Annotated in this window: 20 protein-coding genes and 1 pseudogene; 14 read left to right on the top strand and 7 right to left on the bottom strand. The window is 70.5% G+C overall.

Annotated features, from left to right (window positions below):
• Position 1: 1 nt before the first annotated feature.
• The 6 genes from ACFYW7_RS30375 (at position 2) to ACFYW7_RS30400 (ending at position 3,622) form a co-directional block, all read left to right on the top strand.
• A complete protein-coding gene (locus ACFYW7_RS30375; protein ID WP_389508582.1) occupies positions 2-1,003 on the top strand; it encodes a type II secretion system F family protein in 1,002 nt (333 codons plus the stop codon).
• Complete coding sequence (locus tag ACFYW7_RS30380) at positions 1,000-1,923, top strand: type II secretion system F family protein (RefSeq protein ID WP_389508189.1); 924 nt, start codon at positions 1,000-1,002, stop codon at positions 1,921-1,923. Before ACFYW7_RS30375 ends, ACFYW7_RS30380 begins: the two co-directional genes overlap by 4 nt.
• 63 nt (positions 1,924-1,986) lie before the next feature.
• The gene (locus ACFYW7_RS30385; RefSeq protein ID WP_389508191.1) at positions 1,987-2,238 is read left to right on the top strand and encodes a hypothetical protein; all 252 of its coding nucleotides are present in this window, start codon (positions 1,987-1,989) and stop codon (positions 2,236-2,238) included.
• 12 nt (positions 2,239-2,250) lie between these two features.
• Positions 2,251-2,715, top strand: coding sequence for a TadE family protein (locus ACFYW7_RS30390; RefSeq protein WP_389508193.1), 465 nt, complete (start codon positions 2,251-2,253; stop codon positions 2,713-2,715).
• Entirely contained in the window at positions 2,712-3,158 is a 447-nt protein-coding gene (locus tag ACFYW7_RS30395; RefSeq protein ID WP_389508195.1) for a TadE/TadG family type IV pilus assembly protein, read from the top strand. Before ACFYW7_RS30390 ends, ACFYW7_RS30395 begins: the two co-directional genes overlap by 4 nt.
• Positions 3,155-3,622: a pilus assembly protein TadG-related protein gene (locus ACFYW7_RS30400; RefSeq protein WP_389508197.1), complete on the top strand. Its 468-nt coding sequence runs from the start codon at positions 3,155-3,157 to the stop codon at positions 3,620-3,622. Before ACFYW7_RS30395 ends, ACFYW7_RS30400 begins: the two co-directional genes overlap by 4 nt.
• Positions 3,623-3,803: 181 nt before the next feature.
• Here ACFYW7_RS30400 and ACFYW7_RS30405 read toward each other — a convergent pair whose 3' ends face one another.
• The 6 genes and pseudogenes from ACFYW7_RS30405 to ACFYW7_RS30430 all read right to left on the bottom strand — a co-directional run bounded on the left by ACFYW7_RS30405 (position 3,804) and on the right by ACFYW7_RS30430 (position 7,216).
• Positions 3,804-4,133: a hypothetical protein gene (locus ACFYW7_RS30405; RefSeq protein WP_389508199.1), complete on the bottom strand. Its 330-nt coding sequence runs from the start codon at positions 4,131-4,133 to the stop codon at positions 3,804-3,806.
• Positions 4,134-4,166: 33 nt separating this feature from the next.
• A pseudogene (locus tag ACFYW7_RS30410) lies at positions 4,167-4,625 on the bottom strand (hypothetical protein).
• 202 nt (positions 4,626-4,827) lie between these two features.
• Positions 4,828-5,289: a DUF4279 domain-containing protein gene (locus tag ACFYW7_RS30415; RefSeq protein WP_389508201.1), complete on the bottom strand. Its 462-nt coding sequence runs from the start codon at positions 5,287-5,289 to the stop codon at positions 4,828-4,830.
• A 9-nt stretch (positions 5,290-5,298) separates the two neighbouring features.
• Complete coding sequence (locus ACFYW7_RS30420) at positions 5,299-5,715, bottom strand: DUF4279 domain-containing protein (protein WP_389508203.1); 417 nt, start codon at positions 5,713-5,715, stop codon at positions 5,299-5,301.
• A gap of 14 nt (positions 5,716-5,729) precedes the next feature.
• Complete coding sequence (locus tag ACFYW7_RS30425) at positions 5,730-6,023, bottom strand: putative adhesin (RefSeq protein ID WP_389508584.1); 294 nt, start codon at positions 6,021-6,023, stop codon at positions 5,730-5,732.
• A 908-nt stretch (positions 6,024-6,931) separates the two neighbouring features.
• Complete coding sequence (locus ACFYW7_RS30430) at positions 6,932-7,216, bottom strand: WXG100 family type VII secretion target (protein WP_389508205.1); 285 nt, start codon at positions 7,214-7,216, stop codon at positions 6,932-6,934.
• A gap of 711 nt (positions 7,217-7,927) precedes the next feature.
• Here ACFYW7_RS30430 and ACFYW7_RS30435 point away from each other — a divergent pair.
• The 4 genes from ACFYW7_RS30435 to ACFYW7_RS30450 all read left to right on the top strand — a co-directional run bounded on the left by ACFYW7_RS30435 (position 7,928) and on the right by ACFYW7_RS30450 (position 13,970).
• Positions 7,928-10,972, top strand: coding sequence for a BTAD domain-containing putative transcriptional regulator (locus ACFYW7_RS30435; RefSeq protein ID WP_389508207.1), 3,045 nt, complete (start codon positions 7,928-7,930; stop codon positions 10,970-10,972).
• 333 nt (positions 10,973-11,305) lie between these two features.
• Positions 11,306-12,043, top strand: coding sequence for a prepilin peptidase (locus ACFYW7_RS30440; RefSeq protein ID WP_389508209.1), 738 nt, complete (start codon positions 11,306-11,308; stop codon positions 12,041-12,043).
• 105 nt (positions 12,044-12,148) lie between these two features.
• Positions 12,149-13,348, top strand: a complete 1,200-nt coding sequence (mqnC, locus tag ACFYW7_RS30445; RefSeq protein WP_389508211.1) for a cyclic dehypoxanthinyl futalosine synthase — start codon at positions 12,149-12,151, stop codon at positions 13,346-13,348.
• A 22-nt stretch (positions 13,349-13,370) separates the two neighbouring features.
• Positions 13,371-13,970: a hypothetical protein gene (locus ACFYW7_RS30450; protein ID WP_389508213.1), complete on the top strand. Its 600-nt coding sequence runs from the start codon at positions 13,371-13,373 to the stop codon at positions 13,968-13,970.
• Between the two features lie 33 nt (positions 13,971-14,003).
• Here ACFYW7_RS30450 and ACFYW7_RS30455 read toward each other — a convergent pair whose 3' ends face one another.
• The gene (locus ACFYW7_RS30455) at positions 14,004-15,044 is read right to left on the bottom strand and encodes a chitinase (protein ID WP_389508215.1); all 1,041 of its coding nucleotides are present in this window, start codon (positions 15,042-15,044) and stop codon (positions 14,004-14,006) included.
• 308 nt (positions 15,045-15,352) lie between these two features.
• Here ACFYW7_RS30455 and ACFYW7_RS30460 point away from each other — a divergent pair, with 308 nt between their 5' ends.
• The 4 genes from ACFYW7_RS30460 (at position 15,353) to ACFYW7_RS30475 (ending at position 21,514) form a co-directional block, all read left to right on the top strand.
• Positions 15,353-15,772, top strand: a complete 420-nt coding sequence (locus tag ACFYW7_RS30460) for a hypothetical protein (RefSeq protein WP_389508217.1) — start codon at positions 15,353-15,355, stop codon at positions 15,770-15,772.
• Between the two features lie 19 nt (positions 15,773-15,791).
• Positions 15,792-18,143 carry a bifunctional polysaccharide deacetylase/glycosyltransferase family 2 protein gene (locus ACFYW7_RS30465; protein WP_389508219.1) on the top strand — a complete coding sequence of 784 codons (2,352 nt, stop codon included), beginning with the start codon at positions 15,792-15,794 and terminating at the stop codon, positions 18,141-18,143.
• 372 nt (positions 18,144-18,515) lie between these two features.
• On the top strand, positions 18,516-19,727 hold the full coding sequence (locus ACFYW7_RS30470; RefSeq protein WP_389508586.1) for an acyltransferase family protein: 1,212 nt from the start codon (positions 18,516-18,518) through the stop codon (positions 19,725-19,727).
• A gap of 248 nt (positions 19,728-19,975) precedes the next feature.
• Complete coding sequence (locus ACFYW7_RS30475) at positions 19,976-21,514, top strand: reprolysin-like metallopeptidase (protein ID WP_389508221.1); 1,539 nt, start codon at positions 19,976-19,978, stop codon at positions 21,512-21,514.
• The last annotated feature ends 271 nt before the right edge of the window (positions 21,515-21,785 follow it).

Raw genomic sequence — 21,785 nt, forward strand, 5'->3', positions numbered from 1 at the left:
GATGACACCGGACACGACGTCGCAGGCGACCACGGGCACGACGTCGCTCGCTGCGCTCGACTCGCTCGGTTCCCTGGGCGGGCTGTTCTCCACGACCGTGCTGTTCGCGCTGGCGTGCGGCATCGCCGTCGGCGGGGGCCTCGCGCTGCTCGTCGCCGCGGTGCGCGGACTGCCCGCGAAGCCCGAGCACGAGCGGCAGAGGGCGGGCCGACGGGCCGAGGAACTGCTCCGGTTCGCCGGACGGCGCGGCTCGATCGCCGCCCTGGCCGGCCTCGCCGTCCTCCTGCTCACCCGCTGGGCCGTCGCAGGGATCGCGGCCGCCGTCCTCGTCTTCTTCTGGGACAAGCTCTTCGGCGGCGCCTCGGAGGAGCGGGCCGCGATGCGCCGGGTGGAGGCGCTGGCGTCGTGGACCGAGTCGCTGCGTGACACCATCGCGGGCGCGGTCGGGCTGGAGCAGGCCATCCCCGCCTCGGCCCGAGCGTCCGCTCCCGTGCTGCGGCCGCACCTCGACGCCCTGGTGGACCGGCTGCGTTCCCGTACACCGCTGCCCGAGGCCCTTCAGCACCTGGCCGACGAGATCGACGACGCGTCCGCGGACATCATCGTGGCCGCGCTCATCCTCAACGCGAAGCTGCGCGGACCCGGTCTGCGCCAAGTGCTGGGCGCGCTGGCCAAGTCGGCGCGCGAGGAGGTCGACATGCGGCAGCGGGTGATGGCCCAGCGTGCCTCGACCCGTCGCTCCGTGCAGATCGTCGTCGGGGTCTCCATCGCCTTCGTCCTGGGGCTGTCGATCTTCAACCGCGAGTTCGTCGAGCCGTACGGGACGGCGGTCGGGCAGCTCGTACTCGCCTGTGTCTGCGGCCTGTTCGCCCTCGGCTTCTGGTGGCTGCGCAAGCTGTCCACCATCGAGACGCCCGAGCGGTTCCTGGTGCGCGACGAGTCGTCCGTGCAGTTCGTGCGCCCTCGTACACCGGTTCCCGGGGATGAGGCGGTACGCCGATGAACCTGACCACGCCGATCCTGATCGGCGCCGTCCTGGGCCTGGGCGTCTACGCCCTCGTCCGTGCCCTCCTGCCGTCGAAGCGCAGCGCGGTCGCGCAGGTCGCGCGGATCGACGCGATGCGGGCACGCGGCGCGGCGTACGAGTCCGCCCGCCACGGGCAGCAGGACAGCGGGCGGCTGGGCACCCTGCGCGCCCAGGTGGGTGCGCGCGTCGCCGATCTCTATCTCCAGCAGGGCTGGGAGCTGCGTTCGCTCCGCGCCGACCTGGCGGTCCTTGACCGGAGTTGGGAGAGGTTCCTGGCGACGAAGGTGCTGCTGGCCGCGGCCGGTGTCTTCTTCGGCCCGCTCCTCTTCGCCGTCGTCTGGACGCTCGGCTTCAGCAGGAGCCCCATCGTCCCGGTCTGGCTGGCGCTGTTGTTCGCGCTCGTCTTCTTCTTCCTCCCCGACGTGGAGGTGCGGCGGGACGCGGTGGACAAGCGGCGCGACCTGCGGCGCGTGATCGGCGCCTATCTGGACCTGGTGTCGATGAGCCTGGCCGGGGGGCGCGGTCTGCCCGAGGCCCTGATGGCCGCCGCCGAGATCTCCGACGGCTGGGCCACCCGGCGCATCCGCAACGCGCTCGCCGACGCCCGGATCACCGGCATCAGCCAGTGGCAGGCGCTCGGCACGCTCGGCGAGGAACTCGGCGTCGAGGAACTCAAGGACCTGTCCGCCTCCTTGGCGCTGGTCGCGGACGACGGCGCCAAGGTGCGCGAGTCGCTCGCCTCACGCGCCGAGACGATGCGCCACCGCGAACTGTCCGAGATCGAGGGCAGCGCGGGCGAGAAGTCCCAGTCGATGCTGGTCGCCCAACTGCTGCTGTGCGCGGGCTTCCTGGTCTTCCTGATCTACCCGGCGGCGATGCGTGTGTTCCAGGTCTGACCGTCTCCGCCCATCCAGGCTTCGCAAGTCGACCACCGACACTCTTCGAGAGGACAACCCACCATGAACGGACGGAACTTCAACACCGGAATCCCGGGAGTGGACTTTCTGATCACCTTCCTCCAGGGCCGGGTGCAGCGTGCCCGCTCCGGCGAACTCGACCGGGGCGCGTCCGCGGTCGAGTGGGTCATCATCTCCGCCGTCGTCGTCGCCATCGTCGGCGTGGTGGCCGCGATCATCAGCGCGGCGCTGAGCAAGGGCGCCACCAAGGTCGGCGACTGCATCGAGGGCACCACCGACAGCAAGACCTGCTGAGCTCGTACGACGATGCGAGTGCGCGAACGTCGAGGGGCACGGCACTGGGTACGCCGCAGGGTGGAGGCAGCCTCCGCCCGCGGCGACTCCGGCATGACCGCGATCGAGTTCGTGTTCCTCACCCCGGTGCTCTTCTTCATGATCTTCGCGACGGTGCAGTTCGCGCTGTACTTCTTCGCGGACCACGTGGCCCAGGCGGCGGCCCAGGCGGGCGCCCGCAAGGCGCGCGCCACCGCCGACGCGCAGCCGGGCGCCTGGCGCGGGGAGGCGGGCGACGTCGTCGACAGCTACATCCGCCAGCTCGGCCCGCAGCTGGTGCTGTCCCCGGACGTGCGGATGCTCCAGCCGGAGCAGAACACGGTGGGCGTCGAGATCACGGCCAGGGTCCCCGCGGTGTTCCCGGGGCTCGACCTGACGGTGCACGCGCGGTCGGCGGGGCCGGTGGAGCGGTTCGTGAAGGAGGAGGAGGCGCCGTGACGGGACCGGAGGCCCTGCTCGCCGCGCTGTCGGACCGCGTGTCCGGGTGCCGGCGCGACCGGGGACTGTCCACCATCGAGGTGGTCATCCTCGCCCCCGTGATGATCCTCTTCATTCTCGTCCTGGTGGCCTTCGGGCAACTGGTCAACGGGCGTGGTGCGTTGGACGGCGCGGCCCGGGACGCCGCGCGGTCCGGATCGATCCAGAAGGACCACGCGACGGCCATGGCCGAGGCGCGGAAGGCGGCCGAGGCCGACCTCGGGGACATCTGCTCGGGACCGGTGGACGTGAGGCAGACCAGCACGGGCTTCGAGCCGGACACGCTCTTCACCGTCGAGGTGAGCTGCGAGGTCCGGGGTCTCGCGGTGCTGGGCCTCGACGTGCCCACCACTCTGGAGGCCTCCTTCAGTTCCCCGCTCGACCCGTTCCGGAGGACGGCGTGAAGCCGCTTTCCGCCCTGTGCGGCTGGGCCGCCGGGCGCCGGGAACGACTGGACGACCGCGGCTCGGGCGCCGGCGCGGTCATCATCTTCGCGCTCGTCTTCCTGTCGCTCTCGGCGTTCGTCATCGACGGCGGCATGTCGATCTCCAAGCGGGAACGCGCCGCCGACATCGCCGAGCAGGCGGCCCGCTTCGCGGCCCAGGACATCGACCTGGAGTCCCTCTACGAGAACGAGAACGGTCCGGCGCCCATCAACTTCGAGAACTGCGGAGCCCGGGTGCGGGCGTTCGCCCGGGAGATGGGCATGTCCGGCGCGGACATCGCGGCCACCCACTGCGTGACCGCCGACGCCGAACAGGTGGAGGTCGAGGTCCAGTTGACGTACTCGCCGGTCTTCGTCGGGATGTTCTACGGCGGCGACGTGACCGTCCACGGCACGGCGGTGGCGGAGAACGAGGTGGGCTGAGGACGCCCCGCCCGGGGCCGCGTCGAAAGTCCGGCCGTCGATGAGCTCGCCGCTCCCGGACCACTTCCTGATCGACCTCACGACTCCGCGCGAGCCGTATCCCCCGCGAGGGCGAGGCGGCCGTTCGGGTGCCGTTCCCGCCACCGGCCCACCGGCCCACCGGCCCCAGAGGCCTTCGGGGCTACTTCGTCCCGTCCTTCTTCTCCGTCTTCACTCCCTCGGAGACCTGCTTGGCCAAGTCGTCGTCGAGTTTCTTGAACTCGCGGACCACGGCGTCGGACATCTCCGCGAGGGCGTCGAGGGCCTGGCCGATGTCCTCGCGGCCGTCCTCCCAGCCGGACTCGAAGTCGTCCAGGGCGTCGTAGACCGTGTGGTCGCCCAGGTCGTCCTTGTAGGACTCGAAGAGCTTCTTGGTGTGGTTCAGCCGGGTCTTGATGTCCCGCAGCCGCCCGCCATAGTCCTCCAGCTCGCTCAGCGGGAGTGCGAGGTCGCTCTTGCCGCCGTCACCCATGCCGGTTCCCCTCCTGAAGTCCTGAAGTCCCGCTCAGACGAACCGGAACGTGCCGGTCACCGCGTCGAAGATGTCGTGGAACGCCTCGGCCAGGTCCAGCACCGGGCTGGCTCCGGAGACGAGAACGACCTGGTCGGTGGTTCCCGGGACCGGGATGTACGTCTGGGTCAGCGCCATACGAAGGGTACGGGTGTCGCCCTGCGCGACGGGTACGTCCTCGACGCCGAACGTCCGCGCCGTGAGGCCGACTTCGGGGATCTCCACGGTGGTGACCGTGCGCCAGGCGTCACCTTCGCGGCGGGGCGTGATGGTGCGCAGGCTCTAGGCGATGGCGCGCGGGTCGGTGGACAGGGCCACGCCCTGCTTGCTCTTGGCGCCGAGCACGGAGACGGTGATGGTCGCCGACAGAGGGACACCCTCGAAGTTCTCGGCCATGCAACCCAGCTACACGGCCCCGGAGTCGTACGCCTCCTTGGCCATCCTGCGCAGCATGGCGGACAGGTCGGCGCGGTACTCGTGGAGCTCGGGGACCTCGCGGATCCGCTCGTCGACGAGCGCGCGGACGGTCGCGTCACGGCCTTCCGGGCGGATGTCGAACTCCCACCAGGAATCCGGAACGGCCAGTGAGAAACCTGTCGACAGGCCGGGATTCTCCGGGGCGTTGGAACGTGCGGTCAACTTCCGATGCCTTCTTTCAGGTAGCGCGGTGAGATCCGTCCGGGGCCGGCAGCCAGTCCAGCAGGTCCTCGGATCGAGTGGGAGGATCGGCGTCCGTGGTCAGGGACACGGGCAGTTCCAGTTGAGCCGCACGTGCCAGTGCGTGGGAGGAGAGGAAGGTCCGGGAACCTCTCTGCACGTGGCCGCTCAGGTCCAGCTGGACCGAGTGTCCCCGGCGACGGATGTCCTGGATCTCCTTCAGGGCGGGGGAGATGAGGCCGATCAGTTCGTCGACGGGTCCGTCGAACCCCTGTTGAGGCGTGCCGGTCACCTGGAGCGCCCAGCATCCCTCACCGGGGCGGAACGGCGAACCGACCGTTGCCTCCCTGGAGAACGTGGGAGTGATACCCAACTCATCCGTGATGTCCTGTGGTTTCAGGTTCCGCCCGGTGATGAGGAGGGCGGCTTGGGGGGTTCCCCATGAGGAGAGCAGTTCCATGGTGGCTTCTCACCGATCGCTGACGCTGGTTGTGACCGTGATGGGAACGCGGAGGGCGGCCGCCTTCTGAACGACCTCAGGGGGCAGTGCGAAGGTGGCGCCACGGCCGACGAAACCGAAGAGGTCGACGTGGATGTCGTAGCCCTGGGCGGACAGTTGGGCCAGTGAGGAAGAACGGGGTTCCACCAAGTCCAGGAGGGTCCGGAGCTGATCGCTCACGCCCCCTGGCATTCTGTCGTGAATCTGAAGTGCCCAGAGTCCGCCTTGGGGCGATGCCTGACCCTGGTGATCGTTGCCTGGATTCCGAACCGTCGTCGGAGTCAGGGAGATTGTCCGGGAAACGAAATCCGCATCCAAATCATGCTTACGGACGACCAGCTTCACAGCAGTCTCGGCCCAAGGTCCTTCGCTATGGGTGTATTCCATCTGACATTTCTCCCTCAGAGGATTTCACGGCATGCCGCCCAGTGTACATTCACCATGCCGGGCTGTAGCAGGTTGGCAATTTTCGTCCGCTCCACAACGGTCGTCGAATTCTCGAAAACGCTGAAACTTCCGCCCATCGACCCTGTGGGGGCAGCCAGCGTGTAGTTGGGTATAAGGAGACCGAGCTTCCCTCGGGAGCCGTGAATGTCCCGGCCCCGTCCTCCAGGAAGCCATGGCCGGCGAGAACTGTTTCGTCGGTTCTGCCGCCTTGGAATACGCGAGTCGCATAGTAATGACCTTGTTCGGATGTGTAAGTCTTCTTCGAGAGTTGTGGACCGAGGTTGCGCAGTGCGTCCTTGATTGCTTCCGGAGAAGGCAGTGGGTTACCGGATCCGCGGGCCGACATTCTGCCGAGCCAGGATCCGTCGAATCCGCGGAATATGTTTCGTGCGGAGCCTCCGAGATTTCTGGCACCGTTCGCCAGATTCTTCAGGCCGCCACCGATTCCCTTCAGCGCGCCGCCGCCCAGGGCGCGCAATCCGCCCGCCTTCCAGAGCTTGCCCATCTTGGCGAGGCTCGTGAAACCCTTGGTGGCGGGGATGCAGTCGAGGACCGCGAAAGTCAGATCTCCCCAGCCGGCTTGGCCGTTGAGCATCTTTCTTATGGTGTCGGCCAGCACGATGAGGGCCGCCGCGAACACCGGCCAGCCCAGCGGGCCGCCCACGATCATCACGATGATGCCGACGATCGTCACGACCCACTTGCACACCGTGACGATCTCGTCCCAGTGGTCGGAGACCCGGTCGACGGGCTCCTCCCACCAGTGGCGGTTGCGGATACCGGCGTCGGACGCCTCGTTCAGCTTCTTCACCGTGTGGCGGGCGGCGTCCTCGCGCAGTCCTCTCGCGTGGGCGGCGAGTTTCTTCGCCGCGTCCAGCAGCCCCTGGGCGTCGTCCACGTTCTTCTGGGCGGCGGCCCGCTGTTCCTTGGCGTGCTGGGCGTTGCGCGTGGCGCGGCGGACGTCGGCCTCGTCCGGCGGGGGCACGTCCTTGCCGCGGTTCTTGTCCGGGTCGTAGGAGTCGGCCTTCGCGGTGGCGGTGTGCACCCAGTCGTCGGCACCCGAGAGTGCGGTCGTGGCCGTGGACAGGTCCTGGCGGGCCTTGCGGCCGTCGCGCAGCGCCTTGTCCGCCTTCTGCTGGGCGTCGTCCAGATCCGGTCAGTACGAAGCGAGCGCGTCGCCCGCGATGTCGTAGGACTTCTTGAGCTTCTTGAGCTGGCCGGGGACGTCCTCGAACTCCGACGCGAAGGCGTCCGCCGTCTTCCCCGCCCACTTCAGGACCGCGTCGTCGTTCGCCAGTCCCTTGACGTCCCGCAGGATGTCCGCGACGTCGTCGGCGAAGTCGTGCAGCGAACCCGCGAGTTTGCGCACCCGCTGCGGGTCGCCCGGCGTCGGGTCCTGGTCCAGGTCGAGTATGTGCCAGTCCGTCGGCCTGTTCGACACGTGTCCCCCCGTGACACCCGCAACTCTTCGATCAGAACGTACGTGTGAACGTGGCGCGTTGATCATTGCGAGTGGAACGCCGGACCGGGCTTCGTGGAAGGGGTGTTACACGTGAGGCGCGGTGACCGTTCCGATAGGCACGGCCTGGAAGGGGTGACTGGCGTGGGTGGCCGACGGGGGTGGGGGCGGCACCGATGTTCTGATAGCATTGATCTTGAGCTGGTCGGCGGAAGTCGCACTGACCGGTCACGCGTTGGTGGTCCAAGGAAAGACGCCCCGCTTCCTGCGGGGAAATGCAGGTGCAAGGCCTGCCCGGCGCTCCACGAAGACCCTGTCCCGAGTTCTCGGGACAGGGTCTTTTTTCGTCTCGCACCGGCACCGGCACCGGCATCGGCGTCGTGACCGGGATCGGGATCGGCGCCGGTCGCGCGGGCGCGGGGTCCCACGGCCGGGGTGGTGGTCCGCGCTCGCCGCCGTCCGGTCCGGACCCTTCTGGAGGGCCCGCAGGTGTTGTGAAGGGTGTGAGGGTCCGGCGGGGGTGAGAGTTCCCGGGGCGGGGCGGCAACTCGGGTCTCCCGGACGGTTGGTGACGAAACGGGCGGAAGGCCGTCCACACCCCCTGCCCGGCCTTCGACACCCTCCCTAGACTCTCAGTAGGCTCGGTTCACCCCCGACCTCACGCCGTCCTCACACGACCTCAGGAAACCCGCCATGGCGAGACGCACCACTTCCAGCTCGACGGGCGCCACTCCGGGTCCGAGGAATCGGACGCCGCAGCCCCTGCCCCGGCGCCGTCGGACGGTCGGGGACTTCGCGCGGGCGTTCGGCGCGTTCGTCGCCCTGCTGGTGCTGCTCGTCGGCGTGCCCGGTGCGCTGGTCGTCGTCGTGGGGTGGCCGTTCCCGAACGGGCGTCCCTCGATGGACTGGCTGCAACAGGAGATCACGGTCGGCACGTTCGTGTCCGTGCTGACGGTCATCGTGTGGCTCGCGTGGGCGCAGTTCACCGCGTGCGTGCTCGTCGAGATGAAGGCCGCGCTGTCGGGCGTCGGGATGCCGGACCGCGTGCCGGGCTCCGGACCGAGCCAGTTGCTGGCCCGTCAGCTCGTGGCGGCACTCCTGCTCGTCGGCGCCGCCACCGCGAGCTTCACGCCGGGCCTCTCGCAGCTCGGCCAGAGCCTGGAGGGCAACCAGCACGGCTCCGTCGCGGCCGCGCAGCAGACGCCGGGCGGGCTGTTCGGGCAGCAGCGGGAACAGGCCGCCGGAGCCGCCGCGGCGGTCGCCGAGCAGGCCGCCGACGCGGCGGCCGACGCCGCGTCCGCCGCGGACAGCGGCGCGTCGGCCCGGCACGGCGACACGAAGTACTACCGGATCCAGCCCCCCGAGGGCCGGCACCACGACTCGCTCTGGGAGATCGCGCAGCGGCACCTCGGTGACGGGCGCCGGTACAAGGAGATCTACCAGCTCAACAAGGACCGCGCGCAGCCCGACGGGTCCAGGCTGTCCGAGGCCAGCCTCATCCGGCCGGGCTGGATCATGGAGATGCCCGGCGACGCGCACGGCGGCGAACTCGTCGAGATGCCCGACGCGGCCCCCGCGGTCCCGGAGCAGGTCAAGCAGCAGATCCACGACTACGCCAGGACCGGCGACCACCAGCAGGGCGGCGGGGAACAGAGCGCCGCCGACGGCCGGGGGAGCGGCCAGGGCGACCGGGACACCGCGCACATCCACCTGCCCCGGCAACGGGACGCCGCCTCCTCCGAGGCCGCGGCGCGTGCCGCCGACGAACAGGGCGCGCGGAACGACCGCGACGGACAGGACGAACCGGCCCCGGCGGCCACGGGGACGGCCTCCGAGGAGAGCGGATCCTCCTTCGGGCTGCCCGAGGCCCTCGTCGGAGCGCCGCTCCTCGCCGCCGGGCTCCTCGGCGCCCTCGGCCGGCGCCGGCGGCAGGCCCTGTGGCAGTCGGCGCTCGGCTCGGTCGCCGGGCGGCGCGGCATGGAGCCGCCGGTCCCGGCCGGGTCCGCCGCGGACGCCCAGGACGCGCTGCTCGTCGGCGCCGACCCCGAGGGCGTACGCCTCCTCGACCTGTCGCTGCGCGGACTGTCGTCCGCTCTCGCCGCCGAGTCGCGTCCGCTGCCCACCGTCTACGCGGCCTGGCTCGGCGACAACGGCGATCTGCACCTCCAGCTCGCCCAGCCGGCCGGGAAGCCGCCCGTGCCCTGGCAGCTCGGGCAGGACCAGACGTTCTGGATGCTGGCACGGGCGGACGCCGAACGGTACGAGGAGGTCGACACGGCCGCCCCGTATCCGGGCCTCGTCAGCCTCGGCACCATGGACGACTCACGGCTGCTGCTCAACCTGGAGGCCGTGCCGGGCATCGTCTCCCTGAGCGGGAGCGCCTCCGACCGTGCCGCGGTCTTCGCCTCCGTCGCCGCCGAACTGGCCACCAACGGCTGGTCGGACCGCATGACGATCACGCTCGTCGGCTTCGGCGAGGACCTGACGCCGCTCGCGCCCAGCCGGCTGCGCCACCTCGACGACGTCGAAGCCCTCGTCGAGACCATGGAGGCGGAGACGCGGCAGCGGCGCGGCGCACTCGGCGCCGCCGGACACGACTCCGTGCTCACCGGCCGTACCGGGCCCGCCCAGCACACCCGTTGGGCCCCGCACCTCGTCCTCCTCGCCGCCGAACCGTCCGCCGAGGACGCCTTGAGGCTCGCGGAACTGGCCGCCGACGCGGGACGGTTGGGGATCGGCTACCTCGTCGGCACCGAGTCCGGCGAACTGCCCGGCGCCGCCTGGGAGATGGAGATCACCGGTGAGGGCAAGCTGCTCGCGCCGCTGCTCGGCCTCGAACTCGACGCGCAGATGCTGCCGGTCGCGCAGCAGCGGGCGGTCGTGGAGCTGTTCGTCGACGCGGACCCGGACCGCGGCCCGGACGGGCCGACGAACTCCCCGCCGTTCCTGGTCGACATCAGCGAGCACGGGCGGCCCGCCGTCTATGCGCGGCTCGTGGGCCCGTACGAGATCATCGGTCTGGAGACGCCCGACGGCGAACGCAGTCCGCTGCTGCACGAGGCACTCGCGCTGCTCCTGCTGCACCGCGAAGGGGTGCACCCGCGGGTGCTGTCCTCCGCGCTGTGGCCGCGCGGTGTCACCGAGGACGTGCGTGACGCGCTCGTCGAGCGGCTGCGCGGCTGGCTCGGCGCCGACCCGGACGGCGCGCCCCGGCTCGGCACCGACGCGACCGGGCGGCTCACGCTCGCCAAGTCCGTCGTCTCCGACCTGGACGTGCTGCGCTCCCTCTACCACGAGGCGACGCAGGGCAAGGGTGTCGACAGCCGTGTGGTGCGCGGGCGGTTGCTCACCGACGCGCTCGTCCTCGTCCGCGGCCCGCTGCTCGACGGACGTCCCGAGGGGCGCTACGGCTGGCTCACCCACGAGATCATCGACGCCCAACTTCCGCTGCTGGTGGCGGACATCGGGCTCGCCCTGTCCGCGTTCCACCTGGAGAAGGACCGGGCGGAGAAGGCGATCGAGGCGTTGAACGCCTCGATGAACTCGGCACCGTCCGACGAGCGGCTGTGGAACGAGCTGCTCCGCGCGACGCACGCGACGGGGGACGACGACCGGTTGAGGCGGCTCGCCGCCGATCTGGTCGCCCGCAGCGGGGCGCGCGGTCTGCCGCCCCGCACGGAGGCCCTGCTCGACGAGCTGCTGCCGACCTGGCGAAGCGGCGAGGCCTCGGTGGGCTGAGGCACGGCGCCGCTGCGGCTTCGGTGGGCGACCGGGACCGGGAGCCGCACCGACCTGGATCGGAACTGACCGGGACCGTGGGCTGCAGCGATCGGGACCGGGCCGACGGGGACCGGGAGTCGTACTGACGGGACCCGGTCCCGATCGGGAGCGGGGCCGTCTCGCCGGTCCCGGGTTCCGGGTCCGGTTCCGGGATCCGGAACCGGTCGCGGCCTCGGGTCGCAGGCCGGGGCCGTCTCGTGACGGGCCCGGTGCCGCGGTCGTGCGGGACGTCGCGCGGCCGGGTGTTCCGGCCGCCTTATCGGACGTATCGAACTCTTCCGGGGGGAACGCGTGGATCTCGACCGTTGGCTCATCGTCGGCGCCGTGCTCTGGGGAGCGGCGGCGGGGTCGCTGGTACCCCGGCCCGCGTACCGCCTCTCCGTCGACCCGGACGAGCCGTGGCGTGACCGCTGCCCCGAGGGGCGGCCGATCACCGGGGCGGCACGCGGATGGCTCGGCCCCGCCCGGTCGCCGGGCGGCGCCCGCTACGGTCCCGGCACCCTCCTCGTCTGCCTGGCCACCGCCCTGGTCTGTGCCGGGCTCGCCCTCGCGACCGGTACCCGGCCGGAACTGGGCGCCTGGCTGCTGCTCGCGCCGCTCGGTGTCCTGCTCGCCGTGGTCGACTTCCGGGTCCAGCGGCTGCCGGACGTGCTGACCCTGCCGCTCGCGGTGGCGGCGCTCGCGCTGCTCGGGGTGGCCGCCCTGCTGCCCGAGCACGCGGGGCACTGGCTCACGGCGCTGCTGGGGGCGCTCGCGCTCGGCGCCGCGTACTTCGTGCTCTTCCTCGTCAACCCGAACGGCATGGGCTTCGGCGACGTGAAGTTGGCGCTCGGACTCGGGGCGGTGCTCGGCTGGTACGGCTGGAGCACGGTGTTCCTGGGGACCTTCGCCGGGTTCCTGTTCGGCGGGCTGTACGGGCTGGGGCTGGTGATCGTCCGACGCGCCGGGCGCAAGACGTCGATCCCCTTCGGCCCGTTCCTGATCGCGGGGGCGTACACGGGGGTCCTGATCGGGGCGTACGCGGCCTGACGGCGGCCGGGGCGGCGAGGTTGGGCGGGCTGACGTCGGCCGACGCGGGGGGCTGGCGTAGGGTGGTTGAGTCTGTCCACAACCCTTACGAAAGGGACGCTCCCGGTGACCGAGAAGGCCGACCTTCAGTCCGTGCTGGACCGTGCCGCCGAGGGTGGGCGGATCACTCCGGAAGAGGCGCTCGTCCTCTACCGCGACGCCCCGCTGCACGCGCTCGGCGCCGCCGCCGACGCCGTGCGCCGCCGCAGGTACGCGGGTACCGAGCACATCGCGACGTACATCATCGAGCGCAACATCAACTACACGAACGTCTGCGTGACGGCGTGCAAGTTCTGCGCCTTCTACGCCGCCCCCAAGGACACCGCCAAGGGCTGGACGCGCGACCTCGACGACATCCTGCGCCGCTGCGCGGAGACGGTCGAACTCGGCGGGACGCAGATCATGTTCCAGGGCGGGCACCACCCGGACTACGGCGTCGAGTACTACGAGAAGCACTTCGCCGCGATCAAGGGCGCGTACCCCGAGCTGGTCATCCACTCCCTCGGCGCCTCCGAGATCGAGCACATGGCCCGCATCTCCAAGGTGACGGTGGAAGAGGCCATCTCGCGGATCCACGCCGCCGGGCTCGACTCGTTCGCGGGTGCCGGCGCCGAGCTGCTGCCGGCCCGCCCGCGCAAGGCGATCGCCCCGCTCAAGGAGAGCGGCGAGCGCTGGCTGGAGATCATGGAGATCGCGCACGGGCTGGGCGTCGAGTCGACGTCCACCATGCTGATGGGCACCGGCGAGACCAACGCCGAGCGCATCGAGCACCTGCGGATGATCCGTGACGTCCAGGACCGGACGGGCGGCTTCCGCGCCTTCATCCCGTACACCTACCAGCCGGAGAACAACCACCTGAAGGGCCGTACGCAGGCGACGCTCTTCGAGTACCTGCGGATGATCGCGATCGCCCGGCTGTTCCTCGACAACGTCGCCCACATCCAGGGCTCCTGGCTGACCACCGGCAAGGAGGTCGGCCAGCTCTCCCTGCACTACGGCGCGGACGACCTCGGCTCGATCATGCTGGAGGAGAACGTCGTCTCCTCCGCCGGCGCGAAGCACCGCTCCAACCGCATGGAGATCATCGACCTGATCCGCAAGGCGGGCCGCGTGCCCGCCCAGCGGACCACGACGTACGAGCACATCGTCGTCCACGACGACCCGGCGGACGACCCGGTCGACGAGCGCGTCATGTCCCACATCTCCTCGACGGCGATCGAGGGCGGCACGGCACACCCCGAGCTGAAGCTCCTCGCCTCCAACTAGAGCCGATCAGAGCCGACTTCACGTGCTGACACTTCACATCGCAGAGCGGTCCCCCGAGTCGGCGGTCCTGGTCGACGGGGCATCCGTCGCCGCCGTCGGCCCGTACGAGGAGCTGGCCTCCGCCGAACCGCGGGCGAGGGTGCGACGCTGGCCCGGCATCCTGCTGCCCGGGCTGCTGAACCCGTACGGTCCGGAGCTGCTGGAAGCCACCTACCACCCCGACCCGCGCGAGGCCGAGACCCTCGGCACCGAGCCCATCGGCGGGGAGCGGGCCCAGGAGCTCTTCCGCGCCGACCCCGCCCGCCTCGGCGCGAGCGTGCGGCGCGGGGTGCAGCGGATGCTGGCGCACGGCACGGTGGCGGTGGCCGGGGACCTGCGGTCGCGGGTCGCGGTCGACCGGATCCGCCGGGCCGGGCTCGCGACGGGGCGGCGGCCGGACCGCCTCCAGGGCCCGCCGTCGCTGTCCCCGACCCCGCTGATCCTGCTGCCGGGTCTGGTGCCCGGCGGTCCCGCCCGGTTCGCCGTGTTCGACGTCGAGGACCGCGCCGAACTGGTCCTGCGCGGGGCCGGGACCTGTGTGGCGACCGTCATCGGCGGGCGGCTGGTGTACCGCGCGGGCTGATCACGGCTCGCTCGGGCCGGGGAGGACGCCGGATCACCCCGCGAGGGCCTTCGCGAACGCTCCCGAACTCTGCTTCACCCCACTGCAGTCGGTCGCCGCGTCGCCCGCCGTGGCGCTGCCCTTGTCGCACTGCCGGTCCCGGAACGTCGACCACATCGACACCCAGGCCACCCCCTTCCGCTCCGCGAACTCCCTTACCTGCGCGGCGTCCGAGAGGGAGAACGTCTCGTTGTCCACGTCGTTGACGCCGATCATCGACGTGAGCGCGAGCCCCTGCCAGGCGTCGGCGCCCGACAGCCCGAACACCTTTTTCAGCTGGGCGTGGGTCTTCTCGGCGGACGCGATCGCGTAGTCGCCCATGTCGTCGGCGTACGAACTGCCGTAGTTCATGGTCATGATGTTGACCGTGGAGACGTCCACCGAGTGGTCGTTGGCGGACTCCAGGAGGGCCAGGCCGTCGGCGTCGAGGCCGGACGGCATGACGGGCAGGGTGAAGGACACCTTCAGGCCGGGTCGCTCCTTCTGGAGCAGCGCGATCGCCTCGGAGCGCAGCGCGACCGCGTCGGAGTCGGCCAACTGGGCGCCCTCGACGTCGAAGTCGGCCTGTTCGGAGCCCACGGCGTCCAGCGCGGCGCCGTAGGCCGCCGCGAGGCCGCTCGCGCTGTCGCACGTCGACGCCAGCTCCTTGCCGGACGCGCCGCCGAACGACACCCGCACGCTCGCGCCGGACTTCTTGAGCGCCGAGGCCCGGGACTTCACGGCCGTGTCGTCGACGGCGTACGTCCCGTCCCACTTCGGCGCGCAGGCGCTGCCGTCGGAGATCACGAAGGCCAGGTTGTACGTGGTCGGCGAGCCCGCCGCGTCGGTGTCGGCGGGGGTCGTGGCACTCACGTACGGGGCGTACGAGGTGGCCGACGAGTCCGTCGCGCCCGTGCTCGGGTCCGGGGCCGAAGCCGTTCCTCCGGGGCGTGCGGACGCCGCTTCGGAGCCGTCGCCGCCGTCCGAGGAGCACCCCGCACAGGTCAGGGCGACCAGGCAGACGATCCCCGCGACAGGCTTGAGGAAACTCCTCATTGTGTACGCTCCCGCTCTCGTGATGTCTGTCTCAGGACGGAAACAAACGGTCGTTCCCCGACGGGAAATGTGTCATATCCGGACCGGAATGCCGAATGGAGATCACGCAAGGGGATCACGGAGGATGAGTCCGGCAAATAGGGCGATCGACGCTTCCAAATGGTTCATATCTCCCATATTCATTGGCCCTGAGCTGCGCATATGGTTCTTGATTCTCATAGAGAAAGTACAGGTTGAGGCATCTCTCATGGGCCGCTCACACGGAAAGCAGAGTTTCTGGCACATAGAGGCGTCCTAACGTCTGGGGAATGCAATCCGAGTCCGCCATCGAAAACCGTGCCCAGGTACGTGGCCGCCGCCGCAAACGCGGCAGCGGGGCCGTGGACGGCCCCGTGTTCGTGGACAACTCCGGGCGCCGCGCCCGTCTGCTGCGCAGAGTCGGCACGCTCGCCGGCGTCGTCTGCCTCGGCTACGCCGTCGTCCTCGGCATGGCCTTCATGGGCTGGGGCACCTCACTGACGCCGTCCTCGCTCCTCCCCTTCGACGGCGGCCGGGCCGGTTCCGCACCCGGCGGCCGCGACGGCGTCCGGCAGCCCGGAGGCGCCCTGTCCGGGGCGCCCACCGGCACCCCGCCGTCGGGTGCGCCCACCGGGGCCGGGCCCTCCTCCCCGCCCGCCTCCGATCCCACGACCACCGCCGGGGCGTCCGCCTCCGCCGGCACCGACTGACGGGGACGCACCCACTCTCATGACCACGACGACGCCCGCGCGCGGCCGTCGGCGCGCCCCCTCCAGGATGGAGCGGGCCGCCGGCAAGGCCGCCGCGCTGCAGAAACCACGTGTCATCCTCGCCCTCCTGCTCCTGCTGGGGCTCATCAGCGTGATGCTGCTGGACGGCTACCTGCGTTCCGAGATCGGCAACGACGCGCGGGTGCGGGACGGAGCGGCCTACGACAAGGTGCCCGAGAAGATCCTCGGCGGCGGGCCCATCCTCACCTTCGAGAACGGCACCGCGAAGACGCAGTCCGTGCCGAAGAAGACCATCGTGCTGACCTTCGACGACGGGCCGACCGCGAACTGGACGCCCGAGGTCCTCGAGGTCCTGGAGGAGAACGACGTCGAGGCCACCTTCTTCATGGTCGGCTCGATGGTCTCCCGCTATCCGGACGTGGTGAAGACCCTGGTGAAGCAGGGGAACGAGGTCGGCATCCACACCTTCACCCACGTCGACCTCTCCTACCAGAGCACCGCGCGCCTCCAACGTGAGCTGAAGCAGACACAGTTGGCGCTCGCTGGGGCGGCCGGTGTCACCACGACGCTGTTCCGCGCCCCGTACTCGTCGGAGATCAGCGCCGTCGACAACTACAGCTGGCCCGTCTACAAGGAGCTGGGCGGCCTCGGCTACACCAGCGTGTTCGTCGACACCGACAGCGACGACTGGAAGAAGCCGGGCGTCTCGAAGATCGTGCGGTGGGCGACGCCGAAGAAGAACGAGGGCGCCATCGTCCTCATGCACGACGCCGGCGGCGACCGGTCCCAGACGGTCGAGGCGCTCGGGGCGTACATCAAGAAGATGAAGGCGAAGGGCTACGCCTTCACCAGCGTCAGCGGCGCCCGGGCCAAGCTCGACCGGGCCGCGGCACAGGCCCGCGGCACCGGAGCGGCCACCGGGTCGAGCCCGCCTCCGGACGCGCCGGTGAGCGGCGGGCAGTCGAGCGGCGGGCAGGTGAACGGGCAGCAGGTGGGCCCCGGTTCGACGGCGGGAGGCACCGTGAGCGGCGCCGCGCAGGCAGCCCAGCGGAAGGCCACCGGCGCGACCCTCTACGAGGGCAAGGCGCTCGTCTACGCCGTGGCGGTCGCGGAATGGGTCGTCCCCGCGCTCTCCTGGTTCCTCGTCGTCGTCGGCGTCGCCGTCATGGGCCGGTTCGGGATGATGCTGGTCCTGGCCCGCCGCCACTTCCGGCAGCGCAACCGCACCCGCAGAAGCGGCCGGGGCGGCAGGTTCAGCTGGGGGCCGACGGTCACCCGGCCCGTGACGGTGATCGTCCCCGCGTACAACGAGAAGGAGTGCATCGCCAACACCCTGAAGTCGCTGGCGAAGAGCACGCATCCGATCGAGATCATCGTCGTCGACGACGGTTCCGAGGACGACACGGCGGCGATCGCCGAGTCGCTCGGCATGCCGAACGTCCGCGTCGTCCGCCAGGAGAACGCGGGCAAGCCGGCCGCGCTCAACAACGGCGTCCGTCAAGCGAGTCACGACATCGTCGTGATGATGGACGGTGACACCGTCTTCGAGCCGGACGCCGTGCACCAGCTCGTGCAGCCCTTCGCCGACCCGGAGATCGGGGCGGTCGCGGGCAACGCCAAGGTCGGCAACCGCGGCACGGTGATCGGCGCCTGGCAGCACATCGAGTACGTCATGGGCTTCAACCTCGACCGCCGCATGTACGACCTGCTGCGCTGTATGCCCACCATCCCCGGCGCGATCGGGGCGTTCCGCCGGGACGCGGTGCTGGAGGTCGGCGGCATGAGCGAGGACACGCTCGCCGAGGACACCGACATCACGATCGCCATGCACCGCGCCGGATGGCGGGTCGTCTACCAGGAGCACGCCAAGGCCTGGACGGAGGCGCCCGGTTCGCTCAAGCAGCTGTGGTCGCAGCGCTACCGCTGGAGCTACGGCACGATGCAGGCGCTGTGGAAGCACCGCAAGTCCCTGACGGACAAGGGGCCGTCGGGCCGCTTCGGTCGTGTGGGCATGCCGCTGGTGGTCCTCTTCCAGATCGTCACGCCGGTCTTCGCCCCGCTCATCGACGTGTTCACCGTCTACTCGATGGTCTTCATCGACTTCCGGGCCGCGCTCCTCGCCTGGCTGGCCGTCCTCGCGGTCCAACTGGTCTGCGCCGCCTACGCGTTCCGCATCGACAGGGAGAAGTACCGCTACCTCGCGATGCTGCCGCTGCAGCAACTCGCCTACCGCCAGATGATGTACCTGGTCCTGATCCACTCCTGCGTCACGGCCCTGACCGGCGGCCGACTCCGCTGGCAGAAACTCAAACGCACGGGCGAGGTCGGGACCCCGGCAGGAGTGAGCTAGATGAGCTGGGGCGCGGAACAACAAGGGCAGCAGGAACCGCACGGCCGGCAGGGGCAGCACGGGCAGCAGGGGCAGCAGGATTACGGCGACGGCGAGGGATACGGGTACGGCGAGGCGTATGGGTACGGCGAGGCGTATGGGTACGGCGAGGGGCACGGGTACGGATACACGGCCGGTGGCCACGGGTACGGCCACGGACACGCGCTCCCGGCCGAGCGGACTCTGCCGTACGGGGAACAGGTCCGGCACGAGGAACCGGGCCGGACCCAGGATCGGGTCCGGTTCGAAGGCGCGGTGCCGTACGTGGAGCCGGTGCCGGGCGAGGAGCCGTGGCGGTACGGTTCCGAACCCGGTCCGGCGGCCCCTCCCCGGATGTCTCCGCAGCCGTCCGCGCAGCCGTCTCCGCACCACTCTGACCAGCCCCCTCCCCACGCTTCTTCCCGGCCTTCTCCCGGGGCAGGTTCCGACGGGGTTCCGGAGGCGGTACCCGACGAGGCTCCCGGAGCGCCGGCCGAGGACTTCCCGGAGGAGCCCGCCCGGAAGGCGGGAACGGGGGGCCGCGACCGCTACTTCGACGCGCTGCGCGCCGTGGCGCTGATCCGCGTCGTCAGCTACCACACCTTCGGGTGGGCCTGGGCGGGCCTGGTCTTCCCCTCCATGGGCGTGATGTTCGCACTCGCCGGAACGCTGATGGCCCGGTCCCTGGAACGTCCCGCTCTCCAGGTGGTCAGGGGCCGGATGCGGCGGCTGCTGCCCCCGTTCTGGTTCTGGGGCCTGTTCGTCGTCGTGGCGATGATGATCCACGGCTGGATGCCGGGCTGGCAGATCGTGTTCTGGATCGTCCCGGTCGGCGACCCGCCGGGCGACGACTGGGGCGTACAGGCCTGGGAGATCCTCTGGTACCTGCGGACGTACCTCTGGTTCGTGCTGCTCTCCCCGCTCCTCCTGAAGGTCTTCCGCAGGGCGCCGGTTCCGGTCCTGCTCCTCTCCCTCGTTCCGGTCGTGGTCCTCCAGTACGGCCCGCGGCCGCCGGACGACCGCCTCGGCAGCGCCCTCACGGACCTCGCCACCTACCTCTTCTGCTGGCTCGTCGGCTTCGCGCACCGCGAGGGCGTCCTCCAGCGGCTGAAGCCGGCGGCGGTGGTCCTCGGGTCGCTGGCCGCCCTCGCCTACGGCGCCTGGTACGCCCTCGCGCACCAGGCGGAGTACGGCACGTACGACCTCGACGAGATCCCCCTCGCGCAGACCTTCTGGTCGGCGGGCTTCGTGACGCTGCTGATGTACTTCAAGGCGTACTACGACGTCGACTTCGCCCGGCTCGCCCGCTTCAGGAGACTGGACCGCGTGGTGACGATCTTCAACGGGCGGGCGGTGACGATCTACCTGTGGCACGAGATCGCGCTGATCCTGGCCGTCCCGCTGATCGACCAGTTCTGGAAGGTGCCCGCCTTCGAGAAGTGGCTGCCGCTGGAGAGCCAGTGGTTCATGTTCGCCGTCGGCTGGCTGCTGATCTGGACCGCGATCCCGCTGTTCGGCTGGGTCGAGGACGTGGCCGCCCGCAAGCGACCCCGACTGCTGCCGTAGCGGACGGGACGGGTCGGGACCGGAACGGGCGGAGCAGGACCGGACCGGAGGGGGCCGGGCCGGGTGGTGGCGGGCCGTCGAGGAGGGCGTCGGGCGGCCGAGGTGTGGGACCGACACGCCTCGGCCGGGACGGTATCCGAGTGAACCTCGCCCCGGTTGGCCGTGCGTGGGCGCCTACAGCGAGCCAGTAGCGATCTTGTCTACGGAGCATGGGAGAAACTCCCCCCGAAGAGAGGCTGACACACCCCATGCGTCGTTCCATGATCGCCGCCACCACCGCGGCGACCGCCCTCACCGCCGCACTGTCGCTGGCCCTGAACACACCCGCAGCCGCCGGAGTCGGCCCAGGGCACGACCCCGAGCCCTGGGTGAAGCGCAGTGCCGTGATGCGCACGAACCCCAAGGACTTCCACTCGCTGTGCCGCAAGCAGAAGGACGGGGTTCCCGAGCGCCGCACCTTCCCGCTCTTCAAGCACGGCAAGGGCTTCACCGCGATCGAGGATTTCAGGCGCCAGGAGGCGGACGGCACGGTGTTCTGGTCCGGCCACGACCCGAGACACCCCGAGAACACCATCTCCGTGTCCATCATCGGAGCGTGTTCCTCCGGGCCGGTCACCCTCTCGGGTGAGATCGAGGCCGGCTTCCGCCAGTACCTGTACAAACCGTTGCTCAAGCGTCCGGGCAGATACCTGCTGCAGGAGATCGACTCCCTGAAACTGCCACCCAGCGGGCACGGCGTCGACACCGTGACCCTGCCTCCGACCAGGTCGAGCAAGCCGCACAAGCCGGGTCTGCGGGTCGCCACTCCCGACAACCCCGCGGCCATCGACCTCGTCGTCGCCTACACCCCGGAGACCGTCACCGAACTCGGCGGGGTCGCGGCCGTCCAGAGCCGGATCGACTACGGCGTGAACCAGCTCAACAGGGCGCTCGCGACCAGCCGCGTCCCGGCCAGCGTGCACGTCGTCAACACCTACCAGACCCAGGCGACCGGAGTCCCCCGCGAGAACGCCGGAACCCTGCTGAACATGATCAGCAACCCCACGAACGTGACTCTCGGGATCACGGCGGCGGCCCAGCGGGCGGCCTTCAGCGCGGACCTGGTGGCGCTCATCGCGGCCATCCCCCCGGAGGACAGCTCCGGGCAGGCCAACCTGCCCAGCCCCGCCGCGGGCCCGGCGACCAGCAACAACGCCTTCTCGGTCACCAGCGCCTTCTCCATCACGGGATGGGAGAACCTCGCGCACGAGATCGGTCACAACTTCGGTCTGATGCACGACCGCAAGACGGTGCTGTCCCAGGGCGGCACCACGCCCGTGGGCACCCAGAACTACGGCTGGGTCACCCCCAACCAGCAGCACCACACGATCATGGCCTACTCCAACGCCTGCACCCAGCCGTGTGCGGTGGTCAACCAGTACTCGAACACCGTGAACCAGCTCGGCGACCAGCCCCTCGGGGACGAGAACAACAACAACGCCGCCGTGGCGACCAGGGCCGCCGAGTTCGTCGCCGGTTACCGGGTCTCCCGGGTCACCAACCGGGTGTCTCTCGCCATGACCTCCAGCCCCGTCGCCGGAGGCATGCTCGACCCGAGCGAATACGGCCCGTACGACCCCGGTGCGCAGGTCACCGTCACGGCCACGCCCAACCCCGGTTTCCAGTTCAGCGGCTGGCAGGTCGACGGGGTGACCCAGGCGGACACCACGCCGAACTACACGATCACCATGAACGCCGCCCACACCCTCACCGCGCTGTTCACCGAGATCCCGGAGACCGCGCGGTAGGAACGAGCGGCCGACGACCGGCCCGAGCCGACCCCGGAGGCAGACCGGCCGGTGACGGACAGGCGGCGGAGACCGGAGCCACCGCCGAGCGCCGTACCCTCCCCACGATCGATGGGGCGGGTGCGGCGCTTCCGCGTAGTCCGAGTACGGGTCTGACCCGCGCGGAGAACCGTCTCGGGGCAGGGTTCCGGACCAGCGCCGCGGCGGTGCCCGGCTCCGCGTCGCGTCCGTTCGCGCTTCCCGTCCGCATCCGTGCCCGCATCCCGCCCGC

Origin of the sequence: Streptomyces sp. NPDC002580 (genome assembly GCF_042889485.1) — a bacterium.
Lineage (GTDB): Bacteria > Actinomycetota > Actinomycetes > Streptomycetales > Streptomycetaceae > Streptomyces.